We start from the raw sequence: 12,291 nt of genomic DNA, 5'->3' as shown, positions 1-12,291 counted from the left end.
TCGACCGCTATCGGGTGCCCGGCGCGGTGAGCTGCCGAAACCGGCCGACGAATTCGCCGAGCGCGCGGCGGTCTTCGATGTCGGGTGGGTGATGCCCGTTGTCCACGGTGACGGTGACCGTGGTGCCCGCGGCGATGCCCAGGTCTTCCCAGCACAGTGGCAGTAGCGGCGCGTGCACGGAGTGGGCGTTGGCGGTGACGACGATGGTGGAGGAGTATCGGCCCGCCACGTCGTGCAGGGCTTCGGCGGTATCGAGCGAGAGCGCGCCGGGAGACTCGAACTCTTCGAAGTACACGGTGCTCCTCCTGTCCGGGTGCGGTCGAACTCGTTCGATTCTCACAGGATCCACACAATTGATCCACGAATCCGTCACCGGCCCGTTCTAGGGTCCCAGACATGCGGATATGGGTGAACCGGGCGTTGCTCGGCACGGGGTGGGTTGCTCTGCTGGCAGGGATCGCGGGGATCGCGCTGTACTTCAGCGGATCGCAGCGGCGGACGGTGGTCCTGCTGGCGTCCGGTGCGTCGCTGCTGATGGTGGGCACGATCGTGGCGCTGGTGTTGTTCGCCATCGCTCGTGGGCGGCGCAGCATGATCGCCGCCGCGATCGCGGTGGCCGCGGCGTTGTGGACGCAGGTGCCGATCTATGTGCCGGACGGGCACGCCGCCACCGGGCCGCAGCTGATCGTGATGCAGTCGAATCTGCTGTTCGGCGAGGCGGATACGGGTGCGGTGGTCGACGCCGTTCGTGCCCAGCGCGTGGACGTGCTCACCGTCAACGAGCTCACCCCCGCCGCCGTCGCCGGGCTCGCCGCGGCGGGTATCGGCGCACTGCTGCCATACCACTACCTGGAAGATTCCGAGGCCGGTGGCGTCGGCACCGGCATCTACAGCCGGTACCCGTTGCGCGACACCAAGAACTACGACGGCTTCCTGCTCAACAACATCTCCGCGATCATGGACCATCCCGATCGCGGCGCCATCGCGGTCTACGCCTTCCACCCGGTGCCGCCGCCCTTGGATTTCGGCAGATGGCAGCGTGAATTGAGCGCCATCCGCGACATACTCGAGGTGGAGCAGCGACCGGCCATCGTCGGCGCCGACTTCAACGCCACCCGCGACCACAGCGCCTTCCGCGAGTTGCTGCGCGGCCGTTTCGAATCCGCCGCCGACCAGGCCGGCGCGGGCCCACTGCGCAGCTACCCGCAGGACCGGCGCTGGGGTCCGGTCATCGGCATCGACCACGTGCTGCTCGCCGACGCCACCGCCGACGAGGTCTGGACCATGGTGGTGCCGGGCACCGACCATCGCGCCGTCCTCGCCCGCACTCGTTTGCACTGATCGAGAAACCGCATCGCCGCGAATTTCCTCCGCGGCGATGCGTATCGGGGACGCCGAGCGATTACCATGTGGAGCGCTCGGACGGCAGGCGCATGCGGCGCCGGTCCGGGCCCGGGCTGTGTACCGGCCCGGTCGACCTTGGGGAGGCATTCAAGTGACAAGGAATAAGCGGCTGCGCTTTGCCGCCGCCATCGTGGCGTGCGCCGCGGTGGTGCTCACCGGCTGTTCGGAATCGGCCGAGGCGGCGCAGTCCGGTCCGGGGCAGGAAAACCCGTGGCAGATCGCGGGTGCGACGTCGAGCACCGGCCCGAGCGGGCCGCGCCCCGACGCCCCGGACGCGCCGATCCAGGCCGAGAACGGCGACGGCGGGCAGATGGATCAACTCGCCCTCAACGCCGTCTACGACGTGCAGGAATTCTGGAAGACCGAGTACAGCAAGACCTTTCCCGGCAGTTTCAAGCCTGTCGAGCAGTTGATCTCCTGGGACGCGCTGGCGCCGAAGTCCGAGGCCGTCGAATTCTGCACCGTCGACACTTATCAGATGGTCAACGCCGCCTACTGCAGCACCGACCACTCGATCGGCTGGGACCGCGGCGTGCTGCTGCCCGAGCTGGTCAAGGAGTTCGGCGACATGTCCGTGGTGATGGTGCTGGCCCACGAGTACGGCCACGCCCTGCAATTCCAGGCCGAGATCGCCGACCGGCGCACCCCCGGGCTGGTGCGCGAACAACAGGCCGACTGCCTCGCCGGTGTGTATCTGCGCTATGTCGCCGAGGGCGACTCCAAGTACTTCACCATGAACACCACCGACGGACTCAACGGTGTGCTCGGCGCGACCGTCGCGGTGCGCGACCGTGATCCGGACGACCCGGACAATGTGCACGGTTCGGCATTCGAACGGGTGACCGCGGTGCAGATGGGTTACACCAGCGGCGCCGCGGCCTGCAAGGCCATCAACGAGGACGAGATCGAACAGCGCCGCGCGGGCCTGCCGATCACCTTCGAAGACGACAACGGCGAACGTCAGCTGCCGGTCGACCAGGAATCGCTGGTCAGCGTCGCCAATGCCGCCGCCGAGGCTTTGCCGCCGGATGCGGCTCCGCAGTACGACTACTCGGGCGTGGCGTCGAGCTGCTCGGGGGTGACCGTCACCGAACCGGTGTCCTACTGCCCGGACGCCAATACCGTCGGCACCGATATCCCGGCGCTCGCCGAACGCGCCGGCCCGCTGGAGGACGAGGACAAACCGCTGTCGGCGATCGTCAGCGGCGATTACAACGCCTACGTCGTCTTCATCTCCCGCTACACCCTCGCCGTGCAGAAGGCGCGCGGTCTGTCGCTGGAGGGCGCCGAGACCGCCGGTCTGCGCACGTCCTGCCTGTCCGGTGCGATCACCACCGAACTGAGCAAGGAAGGCCGCGAGGTCCAGCTGTCGGCCGGCGACCTGGACGAAGCCATCTCCGGGCTGCTCTCGGACGGTCTGGCGGCCAGCGACGTCAACGGTGCGACCGTGGACAGCGGCTACCTGCGGCTCGAGGCTTTCCGCCTCGGCGTGCTCGAGGGCGAGGCGGCCTGCGCCAACAAGTACAACTGACACAGTCCGAACAGTGAAGGCGCCGAGGTCGTTTGGTCGACCTCGGCGCCTTCTGCTGTGTGACAAGGTTGCGAGCCCCGACTGTGGCCATGCGGCGGTGCCGTTCCGGCCGGGTAGCTCAGGTACCGGTCCGATTCATCCGCCGCACCGGATCACTTGCCGAGACGCGCCTCCAACCAGTCCACGACGTCGGTGAGTACCTGATCCTGCTCGGGCTCGTTGAAGATCTCGTGGTACAGCCCGTCGTAGCGGCGCACCGTGAGGTCCTCGGCGCCCGCTCCCTTTTCGATGAGATCGGTGCTCGACGGCGCGGCGATGGTATCGGCGGTGCCGTGCATCGCGAGCGTCGGTGCGGTCAGCTTCCGCAGACGACCCTTGACCGCCATCGCGGCGTTGAGTATCTCGGTCGCGGTCCGGGCCGGGAGCTTGCCGCGGTACACCAGCGGGTCGCTGTCGTAGGCGGCGACGACCTTCGGATCGCGGCTGATATCGGTGGAATCCAGCTTCAGCACACCGAGATTCGGCGTCAGCTTGGTGAGCACCGGCGCCAGCATCCGCTGAATCGGGTTGCCCACCGGAATGTCGAGCGGCGGCGCCGACACCACCACACCGTCCACCTCGATCGGCGCCCGCGTCGCCAGGAACAGCACGATCAAGCTGCCCATCGAATGCCCGAGCAGGAACGCGGGCACCTCGGGGAATTCCAGTCGCGCCATCGCGAGCAACGTCGCCACATTATCGGCGGCCGCATCCATCGACCCGATATTCGCCCGCGCCCCACCGGAATGCCCGTGCCCCGGATGGTCCAGCGCGTACACCGCGAACCCGGCCCCGGCCAACCGCCGCCCCACATGCTCATACCGCCCGGCATGCTCGGCGACACCGTGCACCAGCACGATCACCCCGCGCGCAGCGCTGTCGGGAAGCCAAGCCCGCCACTCGATCCGGGCACCATGCCCGATGAAGGACCCGGAGTCGGCGTGAGTCTGTCCGTCGGAGACCGACGCCGCATCATCGCCTGCGGAGGAAGCGGCGCCCTCGTCGGCCGCGTCCGCGTTATCGGACGAGCCTTCCTCGCCGGCCGAATCGCTCTCGGCTGCGGACGTTTCGCTGGACGCGTCGGCGGCATCGCCCTCGTCACCGGATGCAGCAGCAGTGTCATCAGATGCAGCGTCGTCGACAGCTGCGGCGGTGCCGCGGGATGTGTCGGTTTGTGGTTCGCCGTTGGTCGGTGCCGCATCGTCGTGTGCGGACACGGCGCTCCCATCGGCCGCGTCCGCGATATCGGACGAGCCTTCCTCGGCGGCGGCGTCCGCATCGCCGGGAGCTTCGACGGTGGCGGATTCACCCGTCGACGCGGGTGCAGCACTCGAGGCAGGACCGGGTGCGACGCCGGTGCTGGAATCGCCGGCCGTGGACCGCTCGCTGGTGGAGACGGACGTGTCTTCGCTAGCGGTTTCGCCCGAAACTGCGCTCGCCTCAGCAGAAGTGGCACCGGCCGAGTCGGTCTCGGTGGTAGCGAGGCCTGCTGCGGCGGTAGTCGGTTCGGAACCAGCCGCTTCGTGTGCGGCAGTCGCCGGTTCGGAACCGGCCACCGCTTGCGTGACCGTGGGCTCGGCGTCGGTGACGGCAGAGTCCGAAGCGGGGCTTGTGCCCTTCGCTTTCGTGGCCGCTGTCTTGCGGGCCGCTGCCTTGGTGGCCGTCTTCTTCGCGGCCGGGCGTGACGCCGTGCCTGCCGCCGGTGACTTGCGGGCGCGTGGCGTGCTCTTGGCGGCCTTCTTCGCCGGCTGATCGCCCGTCGCGCCGTCGGCGGCGGGCGTCGCGTCGGCAGCGGCCGCTTCGGCGGTGGTCGTGGTCGCCGGTTTCGGTGCGGCCTTCTTCGCGGCCCGTTTCTTCGCCGGGGCGGCAGCCTTCTTCGCCGCCGCATCGGTCTTCTTGGCTGCCGTACCCGACGCGGTCCCGGAGGCTGTGCTCTTGGTGGCGCGGGCGGCTCGTGCCCCGGCCTTCTTGGCTGCGGCCTTCGCCGGAGTCTTCGCGGCACCGTTGCCGGTGTCGGCGGTCGCGGAATCGGTTGTGCTGGAGGCGGAGTGCTTGTCCGGCTCGGCGGCTTGGCTCATGTGTCGGTTCCTCGGGTGGGGCGTGGTGCAGGTCCCCGGGTGGGGCTTGGAGCTGGTCCCCGGGTGGGGCTTGGAGCTGGTCCCCGGGTGGGGCTTGGTACTGGTCCCTGCGTGGGACTTGGCGCCGGGTCGGCGAGCTGGTCTATCAGTCGCCGGTTGAATGCGATGAGGCGAGCGTAGTTGACGCGGGAGATCCGTTCATCGGTTCCATGGATGCGTTCGAGATCGCTCCGGTCGAAGACGACGGGCGCGAAGTTGCAGCGGGTGGCGGCCAGATCGTCGTAGTGACGTGAGTCGGTGGCGCCGGGGACGAGGCCGGTGGTGACGGCGATGCCGGGCACCACCTCGGTGGCCAGGTGAGCGATCCGGTCGAAGGCCGGGCCGGGGGCGGCAACCCGAGACGGCTCCGATGACATGCCCACCAGCTCGATCCGCACACCGTCGTCACCGACGACGCGGCGGCAGTGGTCCAGCACCCCGTGGACCGAGTCGCCCGGCAGGATCCGGAAGTTGATCAGCGCCTCGGCGTGCTGCGGCAACACATTGGCTGTCACTCCGCCGTGGATGACGGTCGGTGCCGTCGTGGTCCGCACCATCGCCTCGGTCTGCGGTCTGGCCGCCAGCACCCGCGTGATGACCGGTCCGGCCACCCCGGCCATACCGAGCAGCTTGCGTCGGGCCGGGGGCATGGCCGCACGCAGCCGGCTCAACATGTCGCTGATCACCGGTGTCAACCGCAGCGGCATCGGCCGATCCTGCAACCGGCCCACCGCCCGCGCGATCCGCCCGACGGCAGTCTGCTTCCCCGGCATGGAGGAATGCCCGCCGATGTCGGTCACCGACAACCGCACGGTCGCATATCCCTTCTCGCCCACCATGATCGACGCCACCGGCCGGTCGACGCCATCGGCCACGCCTTCGGTGATCACCCCACCCTCGTCGAGCAACAGTTCCGCACGCACACCCCGCTCACGCAGCGCCTGGGCCATCCGTACCGCGCCGTCGTCACCGAAGACCTCTTCGTCGTGCCCGAACGCCAGATACACCGTGTGCGCGGGCCGTACTCCCGCGGCGAGAGCCGATTCGACCGCCTCGAGGATCGCCAGCACCCGGCTCTTGTCGTCGATCGCACCACGCCCCCAGATGAACTGCTCATCCACGACCCCCGCGAACGGTGGATGCGTCCAATGCGGCTGATCATCGGCCGGAACCACGTCCTGATGGGCGAGCAGGATCGCCGCCGTCCGCGAGGGATCGGCCCCGCGCCAGGTGTAGAGCCTGCTGTGCCCGAACAGTTCCAGCTCGAGCTCGGCGTGCACTCGCGGGAACGAGCGCTCCAAGTGCTGGGCCAGCAGCGTGAACGGCGCGCCATCGGTCGCCGCGGAATCCTCTCGCGACACCGTGGCACACCGTAACGCCGCCGCGAGTCGCTCCGCTGTCGCGTCATCGACACCGTCGAGCAGGTTTGCGCCGAGGCCACCGCCGGCCGCACTGGTAGGCGGTGTACGCGGATGCTGACCGCTCATCGAGTGGGCGCAGTGGGCAGGTTCATGGGCACCACTGCATTGTTCACCACCCCGGCGTCGAGGGTGCGGGTCTTCCTGCGATGCCACTTCGGGATGGCTTCGCCGACGCCGCCGGGCAGGTCGGCGGTGCGCGGCAGGCTCAGCACCGGGACCTCGAGGCGCGCCGCGGTGACGGTGACCTCGGCGAAGGCGGGGGAGTGCGACCAGACGTCGTCCACCACGTCGGTGATGCGCACGCCGAGCCGATGCCCGGCCGCGATCGGCCAATCCTGGGCCAGCAGCCGCACCTGCGCGGTCTCGCTCACCGGCGCGATCCCGCGGGTGATGACGACGGCCTGGTTGTCCGGCGCGATGTCGAACAGCTCCACCGCCACCGTCGCGTTCGGCGGTCCGGCCAGCGACAACGTCGCCGACGGGATCCCCGACAGGTGCACCTCGCGCTCGAACGGCGCGGTCACCGACCAGATTTCCCGGTCCGGCCCGGGCAGCAGCCCGCGATCGGTGTAGCGCCCGGTGCGCAGTTCGACCGGCACTCGCACCGTGTCGGCGGCCGGCCATTGCGTCTCACCGCGCCAGCGCCCGTCGAACTGGCCGACGGTGATACGCGGCCCGGGAATCTGCACATCGCGCCCGGCGACATGCTTGTCGAAGAACGCCAGCAGTTCGGTGTCGAAGTGCGGGGTCGCGCATTTCTCGTGGCAGGTCTGGTGTCCCCATTGCCCGAACCAGGCCTTGTGGTCGCCGGGTCCGAGGTTGTTCCAGAGGTCGAGGACGCGGTAGGCGCGGGTGTTGTAGTCGAGGAACCCCTGCCCGAGGAACAGCGGAGTGGTGCTGCCGTCCAGCTTGGCGACCAGATCGCGGTCGCGCCAGAACTCGGTGCCTGCGTCGTGGTCGGTGATGTCCTGGAGGTAGCGGGCGTAGCACTGCATGGGCAGTTGCAGCGCGTTGGCCTGATATTCGGGGGAGTCGCCGGGGTGTGGCGGGGTGGAGGCGATCAGCACGTGCTCGAAGCCGGCGAGGTCGGCGGGCCGCACCCCGTCCTCGGTGACGGGTTTACCGGAGAACTTCCACGACACACCCTGCATGTACAGGTAGCTGTACGGGTCGACCACCGGCTCGAACGCCGCGACCGCCGCCAAGCCCTTCGGCTCGGTCGCCAGCCCCATCAGCCCCGTCCACGCCTCGTAGGAGGCGCCCCACATACCCACCTTGCCGCTCGACCAGGGCTGGCTCGCCGCCCATTCCACCGCGGCGGCCACGTCGGCGCGTTCACCCGGCCCGCCGAAATCCGGGCAGCCCGACGATCCGCCGAACCCGCGCAGATCCACGATGACGTAGGTGTAGCCGGCGTTCAGGAACAGCTCGGGTGTCAGGTTCTCCACCGACGGCCCGCCCTCGAGCCGCGGCTCGCTCAGGTACGCCGAATGCGCGCGATACGGGCTGACGGTCAGGATCACCGGCGTGCGGACGTCGTCGGGCAGACCGGCCGGACGCAGGATGTCGGCGTGCAGCCGGGTGCCGTCAGGTGCGTCGATGTAGGCCTCATGCCACTGGTGCGGTACTTCCGGCCGCGCGCTCGCGGTCAGCGGCACGCCCGCGGTCACCACCACCAGCACGCCCACGACGAGCAGGAGTGCACGCACCAGAACCGGTCGACCACGCACCGCTCGTCTACCTCCGCATCCGTTCCAGCCCACGCGCGGGCCGGCGACGGACTACGTCGGCAGCGCACCTAAGAAGTATCGGGTCGCCGGACGAACGTCCAGCCCCAGGAACCGGGGGTGTGGTGACCACGGCCGCCGCAGGTGCCCGGGACCGCGGTACACCACGGTGAGCGCTGGTCGTCCCGTGGCGAGAACGCTCACTCGCGGGCACTATCCTGAGAGACATGCCAGCAGGTAAGCCCACCAAGGAAGCGAAGGCCGCGGCGAAAGCGGCCCGCAAACAGCAGTCGAAGGAGCGCCGCCAGCAGCTGTGGCAGGCCTTCCAGATGCAGCGCAAGGAAGACAAGCTGCTGTTGCCGCTGATGATCGGCGCGCTGGTCGGCATCACCGTCGTGTTCTTCCTGATCGGGCTGATCTTCGGCCTGCAGTGGTTCCTGCTGCCGCTGGGCATCCTGCTCGGTGTGCTCGTCGCGTTCATCATCTTCGGCCGCCGGGTGCAGAAGTCGGTGTACAGCAAAGCCGAAGGTCAGGCCGGTGCCGCGGCCTGGGTGCTGGACAACCTGCAGGGTAAGTGGCGGGTCAGCAACGGCGTTGCCGCCACCACTCAGCTCGATGCCGTGCACCGCGTGGTCGGCCTGCCCGGCGTGATCTTCGTCGCCGAGGGTTCGCCGCAACGGTTGAAGTCGCTGCTGGCGCAGGAGAAGAAGCGCACCGCCCGCCTGGTCGGCGACACCCCGATCTACGACGTCATCGTCGGCAACGAGGAGGGCCAGGTTCCGCTCAAGGACCTGCAGCGCTACCTCACCAAGCTGCCCCGCAATATCGACGCCAAGCGCATCGACCTCATCGAAGGCCGCCTCGCCGCCCTCAGCGCCCGCAGCGGCCCCGCCCTACCGAAGGGCCCGATGCCCGCGGGCGCCAAGATGCGCGGCGTGCAGCGCACCATCCGCCGCCGCTGAGCGCGAAGCGATATTCGGCGAGGGCCGGTGTTCCCACTCGGGGCGCCGGCCCTTCGCATACGGGCATATGCGGCGCGCGGGATCGGTATCGGCGTCGTATGTTCAGGCAGTGATCCGCTGATCGCTTGGCCCCGGAGCGGGAGGTCAGCGTGCGCGAACCACCGCGGTACCGGTCGCCCGATCATGCATACCGCGGCCGTCGGCGTCGGTGAACAGGGCGGGCACGACGAAGATGAGCAGCAGCTGACGGCCGAGGGCGCGCACGAATCCCACCCGCACCGGCGCGTCCACCCGGATCACCCGCAACCGCAGGAAGTACTGGCCCGGCGTGAACCCGAACAGGGTCACGGCGAGGATGCCGACGACCACCCACACCATCCAGGTCGGCGTGCTCAGCGCGCTCACCACGGCCTCGAAGTTGGTCGGCGGCTGCTGTCCCGCCGGGACGTCCGCCTCGGCAATGATCCGCTGCGGGTCCGGCCGCACGATCAGCGCCGCGATACCCATCGCGATCACCCAGTCCACCATCAGCGCGGCGATGCGGCGGCCCATCCCGACCAGTGAGCCCGCGCCCTCGCGCGGCAACCCGATGTGTTCGCCGCGGAACTCGGGGGTTGCCGGATCGCCCGGATCCGCTGTCGGTCCGGAGAGCCAGGATCCGGTGATACGTGCCATGGCTCCCAGAATAAGCGCGTGCGCTGGGCCACCGGCGACCGCATAACCGGTGCTCACGCCGTCGGCCCAGGTCACGAGTGGCAGAATGACCTCACCGCTAGAGCGTGGGTGGCACATGCCACCCGTTCGAGAGCACGTGTAACACTGGCGAAACACAACCTTGACTGCCGGGAAACACCGCGTCCATACCGTCTGGTCGCGACGCCCATGCAATCGACACTGGCCTGGGAAACAATCCGTAAGGAGAACTAAGTGACGTTCAGCACGGCCGACGAGGTCATCAAATACATCGCCGATGAGGACGTCGAATACGTCGACATCCGCTTCAGCGATCTTCCCGGTGTTCAGCAGCACTTCTCCATCCCGGCGAAGGCGTTCACCGCCGACCTGGCCGAGGAAGGGCTGGCGTTCGACGGTTCCTCCGTGCGTGGTTTCCAGTCGATCGACGAGTCGGACATGCTGCTGCTGCCCGACTACAGCACCGCGCAGCTGGATCCGTTCCGCGCCGCCAAGACGCTGAACCTGAACTTCTTCGTGCACGACCCGTTCACCCGCGAGGCCTACTCCCGCGACCCGCGCAACATCGCGCGCAAGGCGGAGGAGTACCTGCGTTCGACCGGTATCGCCGACACCGCGTACTTCGGTGCCGAGGCGGAGTTCTACATCTTCGACTCGATCCGTTACGACTCGGCCATGAACGGCGCGTTCTACGAGATCGAGTCGGTCTCCGGTTCCTGGAACACCGGCGCCGAGTTCAACCCGGACGGCACCCTCAACCGTGGCTACAAGGTCCGCAACAAGGGCGGCTACTTCCCGGTCGCGCCGTACGACCACTACGTCGACCTGCGCGACAAGATCGCCACCAACCTGCAGCAGGCCGGTTTCGAGCTCGAGCGCGGCCACCACGAGGTCGGTACCGCCGGTCAGGCCGAGATCAACTACAAGTTCAACACCCTGCTCGCGGCGGCCGACGACCTGCAGCTGTTCAAGTACATCGTCAAGAACACCGCGTGGCAGGAAGGCAAGACCGTCACCTTCATGCCGAAGCCGCTCTTCGGTGACAACGGCTCGGGCATGCACGTGCACCAGTCGCTGTGGAAGGACGGCAAGCCGCTGTTCCACGACGAGTCCGGTTACGGTGGCCTGTCGGACCTGGCCCGCCACTACATCGGCGGCATCCTGCACCACGCGCCGTCGCTGCTGGCGTTCACCAACCCGACCGTGAACTCCTACCACCGCCTGGTCCCGGGCTACGAGGCCCCGATCAACCTGGTGTACTCGCAGCGCAACCGCTCCGCCGCGGTCCGCATCCCGGTCACCGGCAACAACCCGAAGGCCAAGCGCATCGAGTTCCGCGCGCCGGACTCCTCGGGTAACCCGTACCTGGCCTTCGCCGCCATGATGATGGCCGGCCTGGACGGCATCAAGCGCAAGATCGAGCCGCTGGCCCCGGTCGACAAGGACCTCTACGAGCTCCCGCCGGAGGAGGCCAAGAACATCCCGCAGGCCCCCACCAGCCTGGCCACGGTCATCGACCGCCTCGAGGCCGATCACGACTACCTCACCGAAGGCAACGTCTTCACCGAGGACCTGATCGAGACCTGGATCAACATCAAGCGCGAGCAGGAAATCGCCCCGGTGAACCTGCGTCCGCACCCCTACGAGTTCGAGCTCTACTTCGACGTGTAAATCGAAGTAACGCACGATCTTTCGAGCCCTCCCGCACTTCGGTGCGGGAGGGCTCGTCCCCGTTTCGGGCTGGTTGCGGCGGGATCCCACGGTGTGTCGATCAGGAATCGAGAAGCGGCGAGCGGTAGGTGCTGGCTAGCGTGATACCGAGTTCGCGTCGCGCAGGAGATCTGCGCGACGTCCGGGGCCGAGTAATGGGAGGTCAGGCTATGACAGGCGATCAGCAGCTGGGCAAGCGCAAGCCCGGTACGCCGGGGCCGGTGTCGCGGTGGTTCCAGAAGAAGATGAACGCCCGTACCGCCGCGAAGATGCGGCGTAAGGCGAGCGGCAAGGTGATGGGCATGAACGTGCTGATCCTGCACACGATCGGCCGCCGCAGCCGACAGCGCCGCGAAACGCCGCTCGCCTGGTTCGGCGACGGCGACGCCAAGCTGGTCGTGGCCTCCGGCGGCGGCAGCGTGAACCCCGACTGGTACGCCAACCTCACCGCCCATCCAGACCAGGTCACGATCGAACTACCCGGTGAAGGCACCGTCGACGTCATTCCGCAGACGCTCGACGGCACCGACCGCGAGGACGCCTGGAAGCGCATCGTCGCCGAGGAACCGCGCATCGGCAAGTATCAGAAGAAGTCCACGCGGATCTACCCGGTCGTCCGGCTCACCCCGCGCTGACCCCACTCAGTCGGTGGGGCCCTCACACCAGTCGTCGAACGCGTCGAACGCG

At 68.3% G+C, this 12,291-nt stretch carries 10 protein-coding genes; 5 read left to right on the top strand and 5 right to left on the bottom strand.

What is annotated here, in order from left to right:
• Positions 1 to 7: 7 nt before the first annotated feature.
• Complete coding sequence (locus RJ05_RS08315; RefSeq protein ID WP_036535137.1) at positions 8 to 295, bottom strand: hypothetical protein; 288 nt, start codon at positions 293 to 295, stop codon at positions 8 to 10.
• A 101-nt stretch (positions 296 to 396) separates the two neighbouring features.
• On the opposite strand from RJ05_RS08315, the gene RJ05_RS08310 reads away from it, so the two are divergent.
• Both RJ05_RS08310 and RJ05_RS08305 read left to right on the top strand, forming a co-directional pair.
• Entirely contained in the window at positions 397 to 1,341 is a 945-nt protein-coding gene (locus RJ05_RS08310) for an endonuclease/exonuclease/phosphatase family protein (protein ID WP_036535135.1), read from the top strand.
• A gap of 154 nt (positions 1,342 to 1,495) precedes the next feature.
• Complete coding sequence (locus tag RJ05_RS08305) at positions 1,496 to 2,935, top strand: neutral zinc metallopeptidase (protein WP_051016350.1); 1,440 nt, start codon at positions 1,496 to 1,498, stop codon at positions 2,933 to 2,935.
• 152 nt (positions 2,936 to 3,087) lie between these two features.
• Here the strand turns inward: RJ05_RS08305 and RJ05_RS31815 are convergent, their stop codons facing one another.
• From RJ05_RS31815 to RJ05_RS08290, 3 genes are all read right to left on the bottom strand, one after another.
• Complete coding sequence (locus tag RJ05_RS31815; protein ID WP_085996180.1) at positions 3,088 to 5,052, bottom strand: alpha/beta fold hydrolase; 1,965 nt, start codon at positions 5,050 to 5,052, stop codon at positions 3,088 to 3,090.
• Entirely contained in the window at positions 5,049 to 6,452 is a 1,404-nt protein-coding gene (locus RJ05_RS08295) for a M20/M25/M40 family metallo-hydrolase (protein ID WP_234012305.1), read from the bottom strand. The genes RJ05_RS31815 and RJ05_RS08295 overlap by 4 nt, the downstream gene beginning before the upstream one ends.
• A 122-nt stretch (positions 6,453 to 6,574) precedes the next feature.
• On the bottom strand, positions 6,575 to 8,221 hold the full coding sequence (locus RJ05_RS08290) for a CocE/NonD family hydrolase (protein WP_036535132.1): 1,647 nt from the start codon (positions 8,219 to 8,221) through the stop codon (positions 6,575 to 6,577).
• A 245-nt stretch (positions 8,222 to 8,466) separates the two neighbouring features.
• On the opposite strand from RJ05_RS08290, the gene RJ05_RS08285 reads away from it, so the two are divergent.
• The gene (locus RJ05_RS08285) at positions 8,467 to 9,201 is read left to right on the top strand and encodes a DUF4191 domain-containing protein (RefSeq protein ID WP_036535130.1); all 735 of its coding nucleotides are present in this window, start codon (positions 8,467 to 8,469) and stop codon (positions 9,199 to 9,201) included.
• A 144-nt stretch (positions 9,202 to 9,345) separates the two neighbouring features.
• On the opposite strand, the gene RJ05_RS08280 is transcribed toward RJ05_RS08285, so the two are convergent.
• The gene (locus RJ05_RS08280; protein WP_036535140.1) at positions 9,346 to 9,876 is read right to left on the bottom strand and encodes an RDD family protein; all 531 of its coding nucleotides are present in this window, start codon (positions 9,874 to 9,876) and stop codon (positions 9,346 to 9,348) included.
• Between the two features lie 252 nt (positions 9,877 to 10,128).
• Between RJ05_RS08280 and glnA the strand changes: the two genes are divergently transcribed.
• Positions 10,129 to 11,565: a type I glutamate--ammonia ligase gene (gene glnA / locus RJ05_RS08275; RefSeq protein WP_036535127.1), complete on the top strand. Its 1,437-nt coding sequence runs from the start codon at positions 10,129 to 10,131 to the stop codon at positions 11,563 to 11,565.
• 209 nt (positions 11,566 to 11,774) lie between these two features.
• Positions 11,775 to 12,239 carry a nitroreductase family deazaflavin-dependent oxidoreductase gene (locus RJ05_RS08270; protein ID WP_036535125.1) on the top strand — a complete coding sequence of 155 codons (465 nt, stop codon included), beginning with the start codon at positions 11,775 to 11,777 and terminating at the stop codon, positions 12,237 to 12,239.
• Positions 12,240 to 12,291 lie beyond the last annotated feature (52 nt).

Origin of the sequence: Nocardia cyriacigeorgica NBRC 100375, from assembly GCF_000308555.1 — a bacterium.
Lineage (GTDB): Bacteria > Actinomycetota > Actinomycetes > Mycobacteriales > Mycobacteriaceae > Nocardia > Nocardia cyriacigeorgica.
The sequence above is the reverse complement of the archived record's forward strand: the minus strand, read 5'-3'. Positions and strand labels throughout refer to the sequence as shown.